Origin of the sequence: Ancylobacter sp. Lp-2 (genome assembly GCF_020523795.1) — a bacterium.
In the GTDB taxonomy this organism is placed as follows: Bacteria; Pseudomonadota; Alphaproteobacteria; order Rhizobiales; family Xanthobacteraceae; genus Ancylobacter.
Map to the genome: position 1 here is coordinate 62,447 of NZ_JAJALI010000010.1, position 19,581 is coordinate 82,027.

Sequence of the window (19,581 nt, forward strand, 5' to 3'; positions counted from 1 at the left end):
GGCCGCTTTCTTTCGAGGTTTGTGCCATGCTCGTGACCATTCCCGACGTGTTGACCCGCGATGAGGTCGCCTATTGCCGCCGCGTGCTGGAATCCTCGCAATGGGTGGACGGACGTGCCACCGCCGGCGTGCAGGCGGCGAAGACCAAGAACAATCTGCAGATTCCCGAGGACTCCAAGGAGGCCCGCGAGCTCGGCGACATCATCCTGCGGGCGCTCGGCCGCAATCCGGTGTTCAATTCCGCCGCCATGCCGCTGCGCGTGCTGCCGCCGATGTTCAATCGCTACGATGTCGGCATGGAGTTCGGCGCCCACGTCGATAGCGCCATCCGCGCCATTCCCGGCACCGGCATGCGGATGCGGGCGGACGTGTCGAGCACGCTCTCGCTCACTGATCCGGAGGAATATGACGGCGGCGAGCTGGTCATCGAGGATACGTTCGGCGGCCAGGAGGTGAAGCTGCCGGCCGGCCACATGGTGGTCTATCCGTCGAGCAGCCTGCACGCGGTGCGCCCCATCACCCGCGGCAGCCGCTGGGGGAGCTTCTTCTGGACCCAGTCGATGATCAAGGATGATGGCCGCCGCGCGCTGCTCTACGATCTCGACGTCGCCATCATGCAGACCCGCGAGGCGGTGCCGATCGATTCACCCGCCGTGCTGTCGCTGACCAACGTCTATCACAACCTGCTGCGGCAATGGGTCGAGATGTGAGGCGGCCGGCCAGGCTTCCCCTGCGGTCGGATTGACGTCGTGGCGGCGGGCGCTATCTCTCGCCGGTTCTTCCCGCGAGAGATTGTCCAGAGAGGCCCGATGCCCGCGCTCACGTCGCTGTTTCCGCCCGCGCTGCTGCCGATCCTGCTGCTCACCGCCTCCAACATCTTCATGACCTTCGCCTGGTACGGTCATCTCAAATACAAGTCGTCGCCACTGGTCATCGCGATATTGGCGAGCTGGGGCATCGCGCTGTTCGAGTACTGCCTCGCCGTGCCGGCCAACCGCTACGGCTCGGCCGTCTATGCCACCGCCGAGCTGAAGACCATGCAGGAGGTGATCACCCTGGTGGTGTTCGCCGGCTTCTCGGTGTTCTGGCTGAAGGAACCGCTCGGCTGGAACCACGCCATCGGCTTCGCTTTCATCGCGCTGGGGGCGTGGTTCATCTTCCAGAAGTGGTAGGCGACGGGCTCATTCCCCCGGCGCGAGGCGTAGCAGGCGCCCCTGGCCGGGATCGTCGGTGAGCAGCCACAGCGCCCCGTCCGGCCCTTGCCGCACGTCGCGGATGCGTTCGCCGAGCTCGGTGAGCAGTGCCTCCTCCTCGACCACGCGCTGGCGGGAGGGATCGAGCTTCAGCCGCACCAGCCGGGTCCCGGAGAGCCCGCCGGTGAACAGATCGCCCTTCCAGCGCGGGATGAGGCTGCCGGTGTAGAAGGCGAGCCCGGCCGGCGAGATCGACGGGTCCCAATATTTCACCGGCTGCTCCATGCCCGGCTTGGCGGTGCCTTCGCCGATGGTCGCGCCGGAATAGTCGCGCCCATAGGTGATCACCGGCCAGCCGTAATTCTTGCCGGCTTCGGGATGGTTCAGTTCGTCGCCGCCGCGCGCGCCGTGCTCGACCGTCCAGAGCTGCCCGGTCTGCGGATCGATGGCGGCGCCCTGCACGTTGCGATGGCCGAAGCTCCAGATCTCCGGCCGCGCATTGGCCAATCCGGCGAAGGGATTGTCCGCCGGCGCGGAGCCGTCGGGATTGATGCGCACGATCTTGCCAATATGGGTCGAGAGCTTCTGCACCTCGGGGCGCAGCGAATAGCGGTCGCCGAGGGTGACGAACAGCGTGCCGTCGCGGCCGAAGGCGAGGCGCGAGCCGTAATGGCTCGATCCGCCCGCAGCCGGCTGCTGGCGGAAGATCACCTCGATATTCTCCAGCCGGGCGCCGCCGCCATTCTCGGTGAGTTTGGCCCGGGCGACGCTGGTGCCCGATATGCCCTCGCGCGGCTCGGCATAGGAGAAATACACTAGCCGGCTGCTGTCGAAATCCGGCGCCACCGCGATGTCGAGCAGGCCGCCCTGGCCGCTGGCATAGACCGGCGGCACGCCGGCGACCGGCGCGGAGACCGTGCCGGAGCGGCTGACGATCCGCAGCCGCCCGGGCCGCTCCGTCACCAGCATGCGCCCGTCGGGCAGGAAGGCGAGGCCCCAAGGGTTCTCGAAGCCGCCCGCCACCGTCTCGAGGGTCATGGGGCCGGCGGAAGTGTGGACGCTGACCGGCGCCGCGCCCTGCGACTGTGCCAGTGCCGGGAGCGCGCACAGGACGAGGGACAGCGAGAGGGCGGCGAGGCGGAAGGGGCGGATCACGATGCTCTCCGGTTGGCGGCTCCGGTCGGCATTCCGGCAAGGAGCGACCTGCGGGGAGCGACCTGACGCATCGTTAGATCAGGCGGGGCGGGGCAGGCAACGGGGTTGGTGAGGCAGGTGGCCCGGCGGCGCGTTCAAACCCGCGTCACCGGCCCCATGGGAAGATGAAAAGCGGAAGACGGGCTCAGCCCTGCCGACGCCGATGCCGCGGCTCCACCGGCTGCAGCGTGTTGCGCAGCATGTAGCCGGACAGTCCGCACAGGGCGACGAAGGCAGCGAGCAGCACGGCGCCGATGGTCAGCCGCCCGCTGGGGTCGGCGCCGTCGAGGGCGTTCATCTCCATGGCCGAGGCCGCCTGCAGGCCGAACATGCACAGCACCGCCACGATGGCGAGCGTCAGGGTGAGCACGACGCCGGCTTCCATCAGCGCCCGGCGAAAACGGCGGACCGAGGTGTGCTTCACCTCGGCAGCGGCGACGACATCGTGGTGCGGCATGGCGAAATCCTCATCCGTCCGGCGCCGGAGCATTCCGTTGCGATGGGTGAGAGCTTCGGTGCCGAACGCGGCTCGCCTTCGACGGTACTTGGGCGATGCCGCGCGATTTCGCGGCCATTTCGGGGCAAGAGGTTAACGCTTGTTAATCAGCGGCTTGCGTGACCTGCGGGCGCCACTCCATGTCGACATGGCCGGGCTGCGCGGCGACCCGCGCCAGCCAGTCGTGCACCGCCGGGAAGGGGGCGAGATCGAAGTCGCCCTCGTCCGCCACATGGGTATGCGCGTAGAGCGCGATATCGGCGATGGTGAGCGCCCGATCGACGAAGAAGCGGCGGCGCTGCAGGTGCCGGTCCATCACTTTCAGGGCGCGGTAGCCTTCCTCCATCCAGCGGTCGATGTCGTGCGTGCGCAACTCGCGTCCGCCGCGCACCAGCTTCAGCCAGAAGCGGGCGGCGGCGATGGCCGGCTCGTGTGAATGCTGCTCGAAGAACATCCAGCGCAGCACCTCGGCACGGGCGAGCCGGTCGTCGGGCAGCAGTGGCGTGCCCTCGGCGAGGTAGAAGAGGATGGCATTTGATTCCGGCAGGAAGCGCCCGCCCGGCAACTCCAGCAGCGGCACCCGGCCTTCCGGGTTCTTCATCAGGAATTCCGGCGTGCGGTTCTCGCCGCGCAGCAGGTCGACGTCGACGAGCTCGAAGGGCGTGCCGAGCCGCGCCAGCAGCATCCGGACCTTGTAGCAGTTGCCGGAGCTCTGCATCGCGTGGAGCTTGAGCACGTCAGGTTCCCGAATGCCGCGGAAAGCGGAGGATCGCGGCAGCATACCGCATCGATAGGTGCGTTGTGAGGTGGGGAAAGACTTGCCGACGTGCAAGGGCTCGACTAGTTGTCGCGCGCAAAACATCCAAACGGAGTCCGGCCATGAGCCTCGTATCCGCCGCCATGAAGCGCATTAAGCCTTCCGCGACCATCGCCATTTCCAACAAGGCGCGGGAGCTGAAAGCCGAAGGCCGCGACATCATCGCGCTGTCGGCCGGCGAGCCGGACTTCGAGACGCCCGACAACGTCAAGGAAGCCGCGATCAAGGCGATTCGCGACGGCCAGACGCGCTACACCGCGGTGGACGGCATTCCGGAGCTGAAGGCGGCGATCGTCGCCAAGTTCAAGCGCGAGAACGGGCTCACCTACAAGCCGAGCCAGATCACCGTCGGCACCGGCGGCAAGCAGGTGCTGTTCAACGCGCTGCTCGCCACGGTCGACGCTGGCGACGAGGTGATCATCCCGGCGCCGTACTGGGTGAGCTACCCGGATATCGTCAATTTCGCCGGCGGCACCCCGGTGGCGGTGGAGACGACGCTGGAAGACAATTTCAAGCTCCGCCCCGAGGCGCTTGAGGCGGCGATCACCCCGAAGACCAAGTGGCTGATCTTCAACTCGCCGTCGAACCCCTCCGGCGCGGCCTACAGCTATGACGAGCTCAAGGCGCTCACCGACGTGCTGGTGAAGTATCCGCATGTGTGGATCCTCACCGACGACATGTACGAGCACCTGGTCTATGACGACTTCAAGTTCGTCACCCCGGCGCAGGTCGAGCCGGCGCTCTACGACCGCACGCTGACCATGAACGGCGTGTCGAAGGCCTATTGCATGACCGGCTGGCGCATCGGCTATGCCGGCGGCCCGGAAGAGCTGATCAAGGCGATGGGGACGCTGCAGTCGCAGTCGACCTCGAACCCCTCGTCCATCGCCCAGTGGGCGGCGGTCGAGGCGCTGAACGGTCCGCAGGACTTCATCGCCGAGAACAACAAGTCGTTCAAGGAGCGCCGTGACCTCGTCGTCTCCATGCTCAACCAGGCGAACGGCCTCACCTGCCCGAAGCCGGAAGGCGCCTTCTACGTCTATCCGTCCTGCGCCGGTGTCATCGGCAAGACGACTGAGTCGGGCAAGGTGATCGTCGACGACGAGGTGTTCGCGACTGAACTTCTCGACGCCGAAGGCGTTGCGGTGGTGCATGGCTCGGCTTTCGGCCTCGGCCCGGCGTTCCGCATTTCCTATGCGACCGCCACCAAGGATCTCGAGGAGGCGTGCCTGCGCATCCAGCGCTTCTGTGGCTCGCTGCGTTGAGGTAATAATGTGGGGCGTGCCGGCACTCGCCGGCCGCCCTTAATGGTCCCATTTCCGGCGCAGAGGCGCTTGGTTCAAGGAGATCGATCATGTTCCGCAAATATGTGACGCTCGGCGCCTTCGCGGCGACTTTGGCTGCCGGCTTCGTCGGCGTCCTCGCGACGCCGGCCTCGGCCCAGCAGATCAACCGCGTGCAGGTCGGCACGCTGGAGTGCACCGGCTCCAGGTCGGTGAGCTTCATCATCGGCTCGAAGCGCACGCTCGACTGCCGCTTCGTTACCCGCCGCGGTGCCCGCTATGCCTACGAGGGCACCATTCGCCGCTGGGGCCTCGATGTGGGCGTCACCGGCCGCAACGCGCTGATCTGGGGCGTGTTCGCCCCCACCACCCGCATCGATTCCAGCGATCTCGCCGGCCGCTACACCGGCGTGTCCGGTAGCGTCGCGCTCGGCGTCGGCGTGGGCGGCAACGCGCTCCTCGGCGGTTCCAAGAACACCGTCGCGCTGCAGCCTTTCAGCGTCGAGGGCCAGACCGGCGTGAACCTCGCGGTGGGCGTCGGCGACCTGACCCTGCGGCCGAACTGACCGATCGGACATCTCCGGCGAACGGCCCGGCATCGGAAGGTGCCGGGCCGTTTTGCGTTCGCGCTTTGCCCGTTTCGCAATCGCACGCCGGCCGGGCGGTGCGGCATAGCTCGCACGTGGAGTTGAACGCGTGAGCTTGTAACGCGTGAGGGCTTTCAGGCGTATCTTCTCGCTCACAGCCGATGGGAGAGCTCGATGCTGATCCGCCGCCGTCCCTCATGGGAATTGCCTGAGAGTGCCGCCACGCCCGAAGCCGTCTATCTGTCGCGCCGTCATCTCCTCGGCGCCGGCGCGGGGCTGGCGGCGGCGCTCGGGCTGGGACTACCTGCCGTTGCCGCTCCCACGCCGGGCAATCCCGACCTCGATCCGACCAAGGATCTCTATCCGGCCAAGCGCAACGACGCCTTCACGCTGGATCGTCCGGTGACGCCGGAGGACATCTCCGGCAACTACAATAATTTCTACGAGTTCGGCTCCGACCGCCGCAATTACCAGGTCGCCGACATCGCCGAGCGCATGCCGCGCCGGCCGTGGACGGTGAAGATCGACGGCCTCGTCGAGAAGGAGCGCGAGGTCGGCATCGACGACATCATCCGCGCCATGCCGCTGGAGGAGCGACTTTACCGCCACCGCTGCGTCGAGGCGTGGTCGATGGCGGTGCCGTGGACCGGCTTCCCCGTGCGGGAATTCATCGCCTTCGCCAAGCCGCTATCGGGGGCGAAATACATCCGTATGGAGACCTTCGTGAACCCGGCGGTGGCACCGGCGCAGAACCGCTTCATCTACCCCTGGCCCTATGTCGATGGCGTCACCATGGCCGAGGGGATGAACGACCTCGCCTTCTTCGTCACCGGCGTTTACGGCAAGCCGGCGCCCAACCAGTACGGCGCCCCGCTGCGCCTCGCGCTGCCGTGGAAATACGGCTTCAAGTCGGTGAAATCGATCGTGCGGATCTCCTTCGTCGCCGACCGTCCGGTCGGGTTGTGGGAGCAGGTCCAGGGCCGCGAATACGGCTTCTGGGCCAATGTGAACCCGGAGGTTCCCCATCCGCGCTGGAGCCAGGCCAGCGAGCGCGACATCGGAACCGGCGAGCGTCGCCCGACGCTGATCTACAACGGCTATGGCGAGCAGGTCGCCAGTCTGTATGCCGGCATGGACAAGACCGAGAAGCTGTTCATGTGACCGCGCCCGCCGGGCAAATCGTCGCCCGGCGGCTCGCGACGCTTGCCTCCCGAGGTTGGGGCGGTCACCTTGCGGGTCACGGCGGGACTCGCTGCCGCGTCACCCGACACCCCCATCCGTCACGCGCAAGGGAGGCGCCGCGCAATGCCGCATCAAGTGCCGTTGATCGCGACCGTCTGTCTCGCCTTCGTGCTGGCGGCGATCCTCGGTTATCTCGCAACGCGGCTGCGTCTGTCGCCCATTGTCGGCTATCTGTTCGCTGGGCTGCTGGTGGGCCCCTACACGCCCGGTTTCGTCGCCGATACCGCGCTCGCTCCCCAGCTGGCCGAGCTCGGCGTGATTCTTCTCATGTTCGGCGTCGGCCTGCACTTCACCCCGCGCGACCTGTTGCGGGTGTGGAGCGTCGCGGTGCCCGGCGCGGTGGCGCAGATCGCCGTCGCCACCCTTGTCGGCCTCGGCCTTGCCCTGCTGTGGGGCTGGTCCGTGGCGGGTGGGCTGGTCTTCGGCCTGTCGCTGTCGGTCGCCTCGACCGTGGTGATGCTGCGCGCGCTGGAGGAGCAGCGGGCGATAGAGACCGAGAATGGCCGCGTCGCCATCGGCTGGCTGGTGGTGGAGGACCTCGCCATGGTGCTGGTCCTGGTGCTGCTGCCGGTGCTGGCCGGGCTGGCGCGCGGGCAGCAGGCCGACCTGTCGGGCCTCGCCGCCTCCATCGGCACCACGCTGGGGGCGGTGGCGCTGTTCGTGGCGCTCATGCTGGTCGTCGGGCGGCGGGTCATTCCCGGCATGCTGGCGCTGGTGGCCCGTACCGGCTCGCGCGAATTGTTCACCCTGTCGGTGCTGGGCATCGCGCTCGGCATCGCCTATGGCTCGGCGCTGCTGTTCGGCGTGTCCTTCGCGCTCGGCGCCTTCTTCGCCGGGCTGGTGCTGGGCGAGTCCGACCTCAGCCATCGCGCTGCCGAGGGCTCGCTGCCGCTGCGCGATGCCTTCGCGGTGCTGTTCTTCGTCTCGGTCGGCATGCTGTTCGACCCGAGCATCCTCCTGCGCCGGCCGCTCGACGTGGCGGCGGTACTGATCGTCATTCTCGCGGTGAAGTCGGCGGTGGCGATCGGGCTGGTGCGCCTGCTCGGTCGCTCGCATGCCATGGCGGCGACCGTGGCGGCGAGCCTCGCCCAGATCGGCGAGTTCTCCTTCATTCTCATCGGGCTCGGCATCAACGAGCAGTTGGTGCCGACGGAGGCGCGCGATCTCATCGTCGCCGGCGCAATGATCTCCATCGCGCTCAACCCCTTCGTCTTCAAGGCGGTGGAGCGCTGGGCGGCGCGTTTCGCCGGGGAGGAGCGAGCGACGGTGCCGGTGGAGGAGGAGAGCTACGGGCCGCACCAGCCGCATGGCGACGGGCCGGTGATCCTCATCGGCCTCGGCCGTGTCGGCTCTGCCATCGCCGCCCAGCTTTCCGAGGCGAAGGTGCCGCTGGTGGTGGTCGATCAGGATCGGCTCAAGGTGGAGCGCTGGCGGCGCGGCGGCGGGCGCGGCGTCGTCGCAGGCGGCAGCCCGGCGGAGGTGCTGAGCGACGCCGGCATCGCCGGCGCACGCATGCTGATGGTCACCGTACCGGACGAACTACAAGGCGGAGCACTCATCGAGGCCGCCCGTCGCTTGCGCCGGGATCTGTTCATCACCGCGCGCGCCCATAGCGAAGAGGGGGTCGAATATCTGCGCAGCCGTGGCGCCGACCTCGTGGTGTACGCCGAACGCGAAATCGCCGGCCGCATGGTCGAGAACATACTCGGGGTGTGACGACGTCCGGGAGATGTGATCGTCCGCAAATGAAGATCGGACGTGAAAAGGGACGTTCACAAAGAAAAAAGCCGGGCTCAAGCGAGCCCGGCGAGTTTCGCCGCAGAGCGGCGACCTTCCAGAGGGGAACAGCTGAAGCACTCAGTGCAACAGCGTCGAAACAACATATGACTGTTCATGAGGCATTTGGCAATGAAGTATGCCCGCATGGCAGGCATGCGTTTTGCGGGCAGCAGCAACTATCTGTCGCAAAATCGCATTTATGTGACAATTTTATAATGAATCAGATGGGATTTGCGTCGATTTCCGCAAATCTTTCGGCAAGCAGCCGCACGGCCCCGCCATCTCAGCCGATGGCATGGGCAAAAATTAGGCGGTCAGGGGATCAGAAGTTCCAGCGCTGAGCCTTGGCGACCAGGAAGTCGCGGAAGACCTGGATGCGCGCCACGGAGCGCATTTCCTGCGGGTAGACAAAATAGGCTTCCAGCGTCGGCGTCGGGCGCTCGGGGAAGAGCTGCACCAGCGTCGCCGAATCCTCCAGCAGGTAGTCCGGCACGATGCCGATGCCGACGCCGCGCTCCACCGCGCGCTTCAGGCCCAGCACGTTGTTTACCGACAGCGAGGGCACGCGCCCTTCCTGCCCGTCTTCGAGGCCGGCCCGTTCCAGCCAGTTCAGCGGCTGGAAATAGGAGGGGATCGGGCCGCCCAGCAGGATGATGCGGTGCTTGTCGATCTCGTCCAGCGTGCGCGGATGGCCGTTGCGCTTGAGATATTCCGCCGAGGCGAAGGCGTGGAAGTGCACGGTGAACAGCTTGCGCTGGATCAGGTCCGGCTGCACCGGCTGGCGCAGTCGGATGGCGACGTCGGCCTCGCGCATGGCGAGGTCGAGCTCGTCGTCGGTCAGGATCAGCGTGATGCGGATGTCGGGATAGAGCTCGAGGAACTCGCCGATCCGCGCCGTCAGCCAGTGGGTGCCGAGGCCCATGGTGGTGGTGACGCGCAATTCGCCGTTCGGCTTCTCGCGGCTGTCGGTCAGCTTGGCCCGCGCGGCCTCCAGCTTCATGAACACTTCGTGCGCGGTGCGGTAGAGTAGGTCGCCCTGCTCGGTCAGGATCAGGCCGCGGGCATGGCGATGGAACAGCGGGATGTTGAGTTCCTGCTCCAGCGCCGACACCTGCCGGCTCACCGCCGATTGCGACAGCCCCAGCGCCTCGCCGGCATGGGTAAAGGACCCGGCCTCCGCTGCGACGTGGAAGACCTTGAGCTTGTCCCAGTCCATGTCGCGTGCCCGCGCCTTGCCGTCCATGTCACTCCGCCGCATGTGCGAGGGGATGTCGGGCGGCGAGGAAACGCTCGGCTTCGAGCGCGGCCATGCAGCCCATGCCAGCGGCGGTCACCGCCTGTCGGAACACGTCGTCGGCGACGTCGCCGGCGGCGAACACGCCTTCCACCGAGGTGGAGGTGGAGTCGGGGGCGGTCCACACATAGCCGCTCGGCTTCAGCCTCAGCTGGTCCGCGACCAGCTCGGTCGCCGGCGCGTGGCCGATGGCGATGAACACGCCGTCGGCCTTGTGCGCGCTGACGGCGCCGGTCTCGACATTCTTCAGCGTGACGCCAGTGACCTTGGTGGGCTCGTTCTCGCCCTTCACCTCATGCAGCACGGCGTTCCACACCACCTCGACCTTGGGGTGGGCGAACAGCCGATCCTGCAGGATGCGTTCGGCGCGGAAATGGTCGCGGCGATGCACCACCGTCACCTTGGAGGCGAAGTTGGTAAGGAACAGCGCTTCCTCGACCGCGGTGTTGCCGCCGCCGATCACGAACACTTCCTTGCCGCGATAGAAGAAGCCGTCGCAGGTGGCGCAGGCGGAGACACCGAAGCCGCGATAGGCCTGCTCGGAGGGCAGGTCGAGCCAGCGTGCCTGGGCACCGGTGGAGAGAATCACCGTCTCGGCGATCCACACCTGCCCCGAATCGGTCTCCAGCCGGAACGGCCGGGAGGAGAAGTCGGCCTTGGTGACGATGTCGCTGATGGTGCGCGTGCCCATATGCTCGGCCTGCGCCTGCATCTGCTCCATCAGCCACGGTCCCTGGATCGGGTCCTTGAAGCCGGGATAGTTCTCGACATCGGTGGTGATGGTCAGCTGCCCGCCGGGCTGGATGCCCTGGAACAGCACCGGCTCCAGCATGGCGCGCGCGGCGTAGATGGCGGCGGTGTAGCCGGCGGGGCCGGAGCCGATGATCGCAACCTTGATGTGGTTGGGGGCCGGCGACATGGAATGCACTCGCGAAATCTCGTGGGACGGCACCGACCGCTCCTTCAGCAGGGCTGCATCTGGCCGCTGGCATCGTCGCTTGCAAGGGGGGAACGATAAGAGAGGTCGCTAGCAAGAGGCGGGCCGGTCGGCTGGTTACAGCCATGCGAAAATGTAGGGGCTGGGGCGCCGCTCTGCAAGCGGCTCGTGGCTTATCCGAAAGTTGTCCCAAGGCAAGATTGCGCGGGCTCCCGCGAAAGATTATTGCGCTGATTGGCCGCTCCTCTATGGTGCGCGCCGGGTGCGGCGCCTTCCGCCGTCCCATTGGGGAGAGCCGCGTGGCGCGCCGTATCGACACGATCGACTGGAACATCCTGCGTGAGCTCCAGGGGGACGGCCGCATCACCAATGTCGAGCTTTCCCAAAGGGTCGGCATCTCCGCGCCGCCCTGCCTGCGCCGGGTGCGGGCGCTGGAGGAGGAAGGCATCATCAGGGGCTATCGCGCCCTGCTCGACGAGAAGTCGCTCGGCTTCGACCTGATGGCCTTCGCCATGGTGCATCTGGTCAGCCAGGCCGAGGCGGATCTCACCGCCTTCGCCGAGCGGGTGGAGCGCTGGCCGCTGGTGCGCTCCTGCTGGATGCTGTCCGGCGAGACCGACTTCATCCTGCTCTGCGTCGCGCCCGATCTGCGCTCGTTCCAGAACTTCGTGCTGGAGCTGACCAGCGCTCCCAATGTCAGCAAGGTGAAGACCGCGCTGACCCTCAAGCAGGCCAAGGACGCCGCCATCGTGCCGATGGACGGGCAGGGGACATGATCGTCGCCACCGCCACCGATGCCGCCTATGTCGAGCTCACCGCGGTGCTGCTCGCCTCGCTGGCGGACAATGCGGGCGGTGAGGTCGAGCGCGTCGTGGTGTTCTGCGACAATGTCGGCGCCGAGGACCAGGCGCGGATGCGTGCCAGCTACCCGCGCGACAACATCGCCTTCGTCGATCTGGCCCGCGAGATGGAGCGCCATTTCGGCGCCCGGCCGGTCAACCACCATCTCTCGCGCACCGCCTATGCGCGTATCCTCATGCCGCTGCTGCTGCCGCAGGCGCAGGGCCGGCTGCTCTATGTCGATTGCGACACGCTGATCAACGCCCCGCTGGCGCCGCTCGCCGGCCTCGATATGCAGCGCTTCGCGGTGGCGGCGGTAGACGACATCGCCCGGCTCGATCCGGGCCGCCACGCCGCCCGCAACCTTGCCATCGGCCTGCCGGGCGAGATGCGCTATTTCAACAGCGGCGTGCTGCTGATCGATCTCGACCAGTGGCGCCGCGAGAGCCTGTCCGAGCGGGTGATGGCGTTCGCCGCCGACCATCCCGACCTGCCGATGATGGACCAGGACGCGCTCAACGGCACGCTGCGCGGCCAGTGGCTGGTGCTCGACGAGCGCTGGAACCTGCACCGCCGGCTGGTGAAAGGCCGCTACGAGGGCGATCCGGTCGACTGGGACGAGGCCGCCATCATCCACTTCATCGGCCAGATCAAGCCGAACTACGCCGATTGCGACCATCCCGCCCGCGACCGCTTCCTCGACTACCGCACCCGTACGCCGTTCGCCGGGGCGAAGATGAAGACCAAGCTGTCGCGCAAGATCGAGAAGCGGCTGCGCAAGTGGCGGCGCTTCCGCAACTGGCTCGGCCGCCGCTTCCTCGGCATGGGGCAGCCGGCGTGACACGCGTTCTCATCCTGCGCGACCGGCAGCCCGGCCATTTCAACCAGGCGGAGGGCATGGCGCTTGCCGTGGCGCGTCTGGCGCCGGTCGAGGTGCAGCGCCTGGAGATCCGTCCCGCCCGCTGGGCGCGCGACGACATCCGCAAGCTCGTCATGCGCCGCTGGGGCCGGGATGCCGGCTTCTGGCTGAAGCGGATGTATGGGGTCGACCTCGCCGGCGTGGCGAAGCCCGATGTCATCGTCGGCTCCGGCCGACCGACTATCGCCGCTGGCATGCTGCTCTCGCGCCATTTTGGCGCGCCGCTGGTGATCTCCGGCGGCATCGACGGCTATGACGAGAACGCCATCGCCCTCAACATCGTCTCCTCGCCGCGGCAGGCGGGCGACCCCGGCGCGGCCTATGCGCCGATCCCCTGCACCGTCGATCCCGATGCCTATCCGCCGCCACGCCGGCTCGCAGACATCGCCGCGCTCGACGGGGCCACGCTCGCCTTGCTGGTCGGCGGCTCGGCCTATCGCCGCGAGTTCCCGCCGGAAGAGTGGGAGGCGCTGCTCGCCTTCGTACCGGCGGTCGCCCGGCGCTACGGCGTGAAATGGCGCGTCACCACCTCGCGCCGCACGCCGGAGGCGGTGTCGGACCGCTTCCGGGCGCTCGCCAATGCCGGCGACCTTGCCGAATTCGTCGATTATCGCACCGCCGGCTCCGGCTCGGTGCGGGCGCTGTTCGGGGCGGACGCCGTCGTCGTCACCGAGGATTCGCTCAGCATGCTCGCCGAGGGCCTTGCCGCCCGGCGGCCGGTGATCGGGCTGAAGTCGCGGGTGGTGCACAAGCACTATGCCGACGAGATCATTGCCGGCATGGCCGGGGCCAGCCTTGCCATCCTGCCGATGCGCAGCGTCACGCCGGAGCAGTTCGCCGCCACGCTCGCCCGGCTGGTGCCGCCGGCCGAGGACGCGCGCGACATCCTCGCCCGCGCGCTAGCGCCCGTGCTAGAGCTTCCCGTCCCCGCCACCCGGAGCCTCGACTGATGCTCGCCGTCATCTGCATCAAATGGGGCGAGGCCTATCCGGCCGAGGATGTGAACATCCTCTATCAGGGCGTGCGCGACCATCTCTCCGAGCCGTTCCGCTTCATCTGCCTCACCGACCGCGCCGACGGGCTGCGCCCGGAGGTCGAGACCGCTGACCTGCCCGGCACCGGCGCGCTGAACCTGCGCTGGCGCGGCTGCTGGCCGAAGCTCGGCATGTTCGCTCCTGGGCTGCTCGCGGGCGTCGACCTCGCCCTCTATCTCGATCTCGATGTGGTGATCCTGGCGCCGCTCGATCCCATCGTCGCCCATGCGCGGGCGACACCGGGCCTGCATGTGCTGCGCGAATGGAACCCCAATATCTGGGAAGTGCTGCCGGTCTCGCTGCGGCCGGATCGCGGTGCCCAGAGCTCGATGGTCGCCTGGCGGCCGGGCGAGCAGGACCATCTCTATCTCGACGTCATGGCGAACCCCGACGCCGCTTACGCCATCGCCAAGAACGATCAAGTGTATATCGGTGTGTGCGCCCATCAGCGGCACTATTTCCCGGAAGGCTTTGCCGTCTCCTTCCGCCGCCATTGCGTGCCGCACTGGCCGTTGAATGCGGTCTTCAAAACCGTCCGTAAGCCCCGACGGGCACCGCTCGTCGTGTTCCACGGCGTGCCCAAGCCGAGCGACGTGGCTCGCGCCGATGCCAAGCGATGGGGAACCCGCAACCGTCCCGGCTACGGGCCGGTCGACTGGGTGCGCGCCTATTGGGAACGCGGCCTCGAAGGCACCCGCGCGGCGGTCGCGGCGGATGAGGCTCAGCCGCGCCGGGCCACGTCCCACACCGCCTCGTAGACGGCGTTGATCTTTGCCGCCTCACGCTCCAGCGAGAACTCCGATACGGCGTGCGCCCGCGCCCGCGCACCCGTCGCCGCCCGTGCGTCGTCACTGAGTTCGAGATGCGCGCGCAAAGCCGCCGTCATCGCCTCGACATCGCCGGGCGGAACCAGCGCGCCGGTGACACCCTCGACCACCAGTTCCTCGAAGGCGCCGACACGAGTGGCGATCACCGGCACGCCTGACGCCATCGCCTCGATCGGGGTGACGCCGAAGCCTTCCCAGCGCTGCGGCGCGATATAGAGGTCGAGCGCACGGTACCAGCCCGGCGTCGCCGAGGTGTCCACCTCGCCGGGGAACAGGATGCGGCCGTCGAGGCCCGCGGCCTTCACCTTGGCCTTCAGCCCGTCGAGAAAGCCGGCATCGGTGCCGACCGCGCGTCCGAGCACCACGCCGCCCCAGCCGGGATGCTCCGGCAGCACCCGCAATAGCGCGTCGACGAACACGTCGGTGCCCTTCTGCGCGCGGATGCGCCCGAAGCAGCCCACGAGATTGAGATCGGGCAGGCCGAGCGTCGCCCGCGCCGCCGCGCGGCTTGGCGCCGGATGGAACGCTTCCGCGTCGATGCCGTGGTGGATGACGGTCGAGGGGCGCTTCAGATAGCCTGCGGTCTTGCCGGAGGTCGAGATCACCGCGTCCATGCGCGCGATCAGGAAGCGCGTCCAGCGTGTATGGCGGCGCTGCGAGGCGGAAGTGAAGACGAGGTGCAGCTTCATGCGCAACAGGTCGCGCAGTACGACGCCGGTCAGCATTTCGATGTTGCGCCGGGCGTGCCAGATGCGGGCCGGCCGGCCCGGCGGCGCGCGCCAGAAATGCCGGAGGTCGGCCCAGGAAATCCGTGGCACGCCGGCCGCCAGCTTCGGCCCTAGCGCAGCGATGCGGATCGTCCGCGCCTGCACCGGAACCACGCGCTCGAGCGTGGAGGTGACGCCGGAGAGCCGGCGCTTGAGATTCGGCGCGACGGCCTCGATCTTCCTGGGGTCCGGTAAAGCAACCGGACCGGGCGTCGGATCGAGACCGTCGCGGGTCATGCTGTCGTCAGGGGGTCAGGCGAAGCGTACGTCGGCAATCTCGTAGGAGCGGGCGCCCTTGGGCGTCACCACCTCCACCGAGGTGCCGAGCTTCTTGCCGATCAGCGCGCGGGCCATCGGCGAGGAGATGGAGATGCGGCCCGCCTTGGCATCGGCTTCCATGTCGCCGACGATCTGCCACACACGCTCTTCCTCGGTGTCCTCGTCGATCAGCTTCACCGTGGCGCCGAATTTCACCACGTCGCCGGTGAGCTTGGCGACGTCGATGATGTCGGCACGCGACAGCTTGTCCTCAAGCTCGGCGATGCGACCCTCGTTCAGGGCCTGCTGTTCCTTCGCCGCATGATATTCGGCGTTCTCGCTGAGATCGCCGTGGGCACGGGCTTCGGAGATCGCGTCGATGATGCGCGGGCGCTCCACCTGCTGGCGGCGCTTCAGCTCCTCTTCGAGGGCAGCGTGCCCGCCGGCGGTCATCGGAATCTTTTCCATAGGTCTCTTGTGACCTCCCAAAAAGCAAACGCAGCCCCCGCGATGGGTCCTGTCGCCTTGTCTCGGCGAAAGGACCTTCGCGTCGGGCTGATGTCTGTCGGTTGTCGGCCGGATCGCCTGCGATTCGCCAAGTCGCGAATCGCGAGGTCAGACCCGGTCGTGCCTGAAGTAATCCTGCAGGGCCCGCACTTCCAGATCGCCGCCGATATAGGCCTTGATCCCGCGCGCCGCTGCGATGGCACCGGATAGGGTGGTGTAATACGGCACTTTGTGCAAGAGGGCGGCGCGCCGCAACGAGCGGCTATCCGCCAGCGCCTGCGCGCCCTCGGTGGTGTTGAACACCAGCTGCACATCGCCGTTCTTGATCGCGTCGACGATATGCGGCCGGCCTTCCAGCACCTTGTTCACCTTGGTGGCGGCGATGCCGTTCTCGGCGAGGTAGCGCTGGGTGCCGGAAGTCGCCAGCACCTTGAAGCCCAGCGAGGTCAAAAGCCGCGCGGTGTCGAGGATGCGCGGCTTGTCGTCCTCGCGCACCGAGATGAACACCGTCCCCGATTTCGGCACCTTGGTGCCGCCGCCGAGCTGGCTCTTGGCGAAAGCGACCTCGAAGGAACGGTCGAGGCCCATCACCTCGCCGGTGGAGCGCATCTCCGGGCCGAGCACGGTGTCGACGCCGGGGAAGCGGGCGAAGGGGAACACCGCCTCCTTCACCGCCACATGGTAGAGCGCCGCCGGCTTGAGGCCGAACGACGCCAGCTTCTCGCCGGCCATGACCCGGGCGGCGATCTTGGCGAAGGGCTCGCCAACCACCTTGGCGACGAAGGGCACGGTGCGCGACGCGCGGGGATTGACCTCCAGAACGTGGATTACCCCGTCCTTGATCGCGTACTGCACGTTCATCAGGCCACCGACGCCAAGCGCCAGCGCCATCTTCCGCGTCTGTTGCTCCAGCTCGGCGATGGTCTCGGCGGACAGCGAGTAGGGCGGCAGCGAACAGGCGCTGTCACCCGAATGGATGCCGGCCTCCTCGATGTGCTCCATGATGCCGCAGATGAAGGTGTCGGTGCCGTCGGCGAGGCAGTCGACATCCACTTCGATGGCATCCGACAGGTAACGGTCGAACAGCAGCGGGTTCTTGCCGAGCAGGGTGTTGATCTGCCCGGTCTTGTCGTTCGGATAGCGCGCCTTGACGTCGTTCGGCACCAGCTCGGGCAGGGTGCCGAGCAGGTAGTCGCCGAGCTGCGACTCCTCATGGATGATCTGCATCGCGCGGCCGCCCAGCACATAGGACGGGCGCACCACCAGCGGATAACCGAGTTCGGCGGTCACGAGCCGCGCCTGTTCCACCGAATAGGCGATGCCGTTCGCCGGCTGCTTGAGCCGCAGGCGGTCGAGCAGCGTCTTGAACCGGTCGCGGTCCTCGGCGAGGTCGATGGCGTCCGGTGAGGTGCCGAGGATCGGGATGTCGGCATCCTCAAGCGCGCGGGCCAGCTTCAGCGGGGTCTGGCCACCGAACTGCACGATGACGCCGTGCAGCGTGCCGTTCGAGCGTTCGCGGTCGAGGATCTCGATCACGTCCTCGGCGGTCAGCGGCTCGAAATACAGCCGGTCCGAGGTGTCGTAATCGGTCGAGACGGTCTCCGGGTTGCAGTTGACCATGATGGTCTCGTACCCGGCCTCGTCCAGCGCGAAGGCGGCGTGGCAGCAGCAATAGTCGAACTCGATGCCCTGGCCGATGCGGTTCGGCCCGCCGCCGAGGATGGCGACCTTCTTGCGGTCCGACGGGCGGCTCTCGTCCGCCACCGCGCCGGCGAACGGCGTCTCGTAGCTCGAATACATGTAGGCGGTCGGCGAGGCGAACTCGGCGGCGCAGGTATCGATGCGCTTATAGGCCGGGCGCACGTCGAGCGCGCGGCGCTGCGCCGACACATCCGCCTCGTGCTGACGGGTGAGGCTGGCGAGGCGCTGGTCGGAGAAGCCCATCGCCTTCAGCCGGCGGAAGGCACTGGCGGTCTTCGGCAGGCCGTGGGCGCGGATCTTCGCCTCGGTGTCGACGATCTCGCGGATCTGGTCGAGGAACCACGGGTCGATCTTGCAGCCGGCGTGGATGGCCTCGTTGTCGAGGCCGAGCCGCATCGCCTGCGCCACCTGGAGGAGGCGGTTCGGCGTCGGCGTGCCGATGGCGGCGCGGATGGCGTTCTTGTCGTCGCCCTGGCCGAGGCCCTCGATCTCGATCTCGTCGAGGCCGGTCAGCCCGGTCTCCAGCGAGCGCAGCGCCTTCTGCAGCGATTCCTGGAAGGTACGGCCGATGGCCATCGCCTCGCCGACCGACTTCATCGAGGTGGTCAGCACCGGGTCGGCGCCGGGGAACTTCTCGAAGGCGAAGCGGGGGATCTTGGTGACGACGTAGTCGATGGTCGGCTCGAACGAGGCCGGGGTGGCGCCGCCGGTGATGTCGTTGGCGATCTCGTCCAGTGTGTAGCCGACCGCGAGGCGGGCGGCGACCTTGGCGATCGGGAAGCCGGTGGCCTTCGACGCCAGCGCCGAGGAACGCGACACGCGCGGGTTCATCTCGATGACGATCATCCGGCCCGTTTCCGGGTCGATGGCGAACTGGACGTTGGAGCCGCCGGTCTCCACCCCGATCTCGCGCAGCACCGCCAGCGAGGCGTCGCGCATGATCTGGTATTCCTTGTCGGTCAGCGTCAGCGCCGGCGCCACGGTGATCGAATCACCGGTGTGCACGCCCATCGGGTCGATGTTCTCGATGGAGCAGACGATGATGCAGTTGTCCGCCTTGTCGCGGACGACCTCCATCTCGTACTCCTTCCAGCCGAGCACGCTTTCTTCTACCAGCACTTCATTGGTGGGCGAGGCGTCGATGCCGCGCTCGATGATCTCGATATATTCCGACTTGTTGTAGGCGATGCCGCCGCCCTGTCCGCCCATGGTGAAGGACGGGCGGATGATCGCCGGCAGGCCGATTTCGTCGAGCGCTTCCAGCGCCTGCGGCAGGTTCTTGATCTGGCGCGAGCGCGGCGTGTCCAGGCCGATCTTGGTCATCGCGTCGCGGAACAGCTCGCGATCCTCGGCCTTGTCGATGGCCTCCGCCGTGGCGCCGATCATCTCGATGTCGTATTCGTCGAGCACGCCCATCTTGCGCAGCGACAGCGCGCAGTTCAGCGCGGTCTGGCCGCCCATGGTGGGCAGCAGCGCGAAGCCGCCGGGAGCGACATAGCGCTCCTTGGCGATGATCTTGGCGACGATTTCCGGGGTGATCGGCTCGATATAGGTGGAATCGGCGAGATCCGGATCCGTCATGATGGTCGCCGGATTGGAGTTCACTAGCACCACGCGGTAGCCCTCGGACTTGAGGGTCTTGCACGCCTGGGTGCCGGAATAATCGAACTCGCAGGCCTGGCCGATGACGATCGGGCCGGCGCCGATGATGAGGATGGTGGAAATGTCTGTGCGTTTCGGCATCGGATCCCGTGCGGCTCGCGCATATGTCCGGGCGCACGAAAAAGGACGCGTTTGCGACGCGTCCTGGTGAACCCGGATCAGTTTGTTGGCGGAGGTGTGCCCCGCAATTGGGCGCTTCCCTTAAACCAGATTCCCGCGAGGGGGAAGGGCGCCCATGCGTCAA

Annotated in this window: 19 protein-coding genes; 11 read left to right on the plus strand and 8 right to left on the minus strand. The window is 67.4% G+C overall.

What is annotated here, in order from left to right:
• Positions 1-26 precede the first annotated feature (26 nt).
• Positions 27-710, plus strand: a complete 684-nt coding sequence (locus LGR54_RS20835; RefSeq protein WP_230363890.1) for a Fe2+-dependent dioxygenase — start codon at positions 27-29, stop codon at positions 708-710.
• A 99-nt stretch (positions 711-809) separates the two neighbouring features.
• Complete coding sequence (locus LGR54_RS20840; RefSeq protein WP_230363891.1) at positions 810-1,172, plus strand: DMT family protein; 363 nt, start codon at positions 810-812, stop codon at positions 1,170-1,172.
• Positions 1,173-1,181: 9 nt separating this feature from the next.
• Here LGR54_RS20840 and LGR54_RS20845 read toward each other — a convergent pair whose 3' ends face one another.
• The 3 genes from LGR54_RS20845 to LGR54_RS20855 form a co-directional block, all read right to left on the minus strand.
• Entirely contained in the window at positions 1,182-2,348 is a 1,167-nt protein-coding gene (locus LGR54_RS20845) for a PQQ-dependent sugar dehydrogenase (RefSeq protein ID WP_370638251.1), read from the minus strand.
• Between the two features lie 184 nt (positions 2,349-2,532).
• Complete coding sequence (locus tag LGR54_RS20850) at positions 2,533-2,844, minus strand: hypothetical protein (protein WP_230363892.1); 312 nt, start codon at positions 2,842-2,844, stop codon at positions 2,533-2,535.
• 142 nt (positions 2,845-2,986) lie between these two features.
• A complete protein-coding gene (locus LGR54_RS20855; protein ID WP_255607833.1) occupies positions 2,987-3,664 on the minus strand; it encodes a glutathione S-transferase family protein in 678 nt (225 codons plus the stop codon).
• Positions 3,665-3,762: 98 nt separating this feature from the next.
• Here LGR54_RS20855 and LGR54_RS20860 point away from each other — a divergent pair, with 98 nt between their 5' ends.
• The 5 genes from LGR54_RS20860 (at position 3,763) to LGR54_RS20880 (ending at position 8,932) form a co-directional block, all read left to right on the plus strand.
• Entirely contained in the window at positions 3,763-4,965 is a 1,203-nt protein-coding gene (locus LGR54_RS20860) for a pyridoxal phosphate-dependent aminotransferase (protein WP_214010077.1), read from the plus strand.
• An 89-nt stretch (positions 4,966-5,054) separates the two neighbouring features.
• Positions 5,055-5,549 (plus strand): DUF992 domain-containing protein, encoded by a 495-nt coding sequence (locus tag LGR54_RS20865; protein WP_230363894.1) that lies wholly within the window; start codon positions 5,055-5,057, stop codon positions 5,547-5,549.
• A gap of 195 nt (positions 5,550-5,744) precedes the next feature.
• Positions 5,745-6,731: a protein-methionine-sulfoxide reductase catalytic subunit MsrP gene (gene msrP / locus LGR54_RS20870; RefSeq protein WP_230363895.1), complete on the plus strand. Its 987-nt coding sequence runs from the start codon at positions 5,745-5,747 to the stop codon at positions 6,729-6,731.
• A gap of 144 nt (positions 6,732-6,875) precedes the next feature.
• On the plus strand, positions 6,876-8,528 hold the full coding sequence (ybaL, locus tag LGR54_RS20875; RefSeq protein WP_230363896.1) for a YbaL family putative K(+) efflux transporter: 1,653 nt from the start codon (positions 6,876-6,878) through the stop codon (positions 8,526-8,528).
• 29 nt (positions 8,529-8,557) lie between these two features.
• Positions 8,558-8,932 (plus strand): hypothetical protein, encoded by a 375-nt coding sequence (locus LGR54_RS20880; protein ID WP_230363897.1) that lies wholly within the window; start codon positions 8,558-8,560, stop codon positions 8,930-8,932.
• On the opposite strand, the gene LGR54_RS20885 is transcribed toward LGR54_RS20880, so the two are convergent.
• Both LGR54_RS20885 and trxB read right to left on the minus strand, forming a co-directional pair.
• Positions 8,914-9,807, minus strand: coding sequence for a LysR family transcriptional regulator (locus LGR54_RS20885; protein ID WP_213350993.1), 894 nt, complete (start codon positions 9,805-9,807; stop codon positions 8,914-8,916). The genes LGR54_RS20880 and LGR54_RS20885 overlap by 19 nt on opposite strands.
• A 28-nt stretch (positions 9,808-9,835) precedes the next feature.
• Positions 9,836-10,804, minus strand: coding sequence for a thioredoxin-disulfide reductase (gene trxB, locus LGR54_RS20890; RefSeq protein WP_230363898.1), 969 nt, complete (start codon positions 10,802-10,804; stop codon positions 9,836-9,838).
• 317 nt (positions 10,805-11,121) lie between these two features.
• On the opposite strand from trxB, the gene LGR54_RS20895 reads away from it, so the two are divergent.
• Genes LGR54_RS20895 through LGR54_RS20910 form a run of 4 tightly spaced genes read left to right on the plus strand, consistent with a single transcriptional unit; the run spans position 11,122 to position 14,373 of the window.
• Entirely contained in the window at positions 11,122-11,598 is a 477-nt protein-coding gene (locus tag LGR54_RS20895) for an Lrp/AsnC family transcriptional regulator (RefSeq protein WP_230363899.1), read from the plus strand.
• Positions 11,595-12,503 (plus strand): glycosyltransferase family 8 protein, encoded by a 909-nt coding sequence (locus LGR54_RS20900; protein ID WP_230363900.1) that lies wholly within the window; start codon positions 11,595-11,597, stop codon positions 12,501-12,503. Before LGR54_RS20895 ends, LGR54_RS20900 begins: the two co-directional genes overlap by 4 nt.
• A complete protein-coding gene (locus LGR54_RS20905; protein WP_230363901.1) occupies positions 12,500-13,531 on the plus strand; it encodes an ELM1/GtrOC1 family putative glycosyltransferase in 1,032 nt (343 codons plus the stop codon). The genes LGR54_RS20900 and LGR54_RS20905 overlap by 4 nt, the downstream gene beginning before the upstream one ends.
• Positions 13,531-14,373 (plus strand): hypothetical protein, encoded by an 843-nt coding sequence (locus LGR54_RS20910; RefSeq protein WP_230363902.1) that lies wholly within the window; start codon positions 13,531-13,533, stop codon positions 14,371-14,373. Before LGR54_RS20905 ends, LGR54_RS20910 begins: the two co-directional genes overlap by 1 nt.
• On the opposite strand, the gene LGR54_RS20915 is transcribed toward LGR54_RS20910, so the two are convergent.
• The 3 genes from LGR54_RS20915 to carB all read right to left on the minus strand — a co-directional run bounded on the left by LGR54_RS20915 (position 14,337) and on the right by carB (position 19,418).
• Positions 14,337-15,446 carry a glycosyltransferase family 4 protein gene (locus tag LGR54_RS20915; protein ID WP_230363903.1) on the minus strand — a complete coding sequence of 370 codons (1,110 nt, stop codon included), beginning with the start codon at positions 15,444-15,446 and terminating at the stop codon, positions 14,337-14,339. The two genes, LGR54_RS20910 and LGR54_RS20915, sit on opposite strands and share 37 nt — an antisense overlap.
• Before the next feature lie 15 nt (positions 15,447-15,461).
• On the minus strand, positions 15,462-15,935 hold the full coding sequence (gene greA / locus LGR54_RS20920; protein ID WP_230363904.1) for a transcription elongation factor GreA: 474 nt from the start codon (positions 15,933-15,935) through the stop codon (positions 15,462-15,464).
• 147 nt (positions 15,936-16,082) lie between these two features.
• A complete protein-coding gene (gene carB, locus LGR54_RS20925; protein WP_230363905.1) occupies positions 16,083-19,418 on the minus strand; it encodes a carbamoyl-phosphate synthase large subunit in 3,336 nt (1,111 codons plus the stop codon).
• Positions 19,419-19,581: the final 163 nt, after the last annotated feature.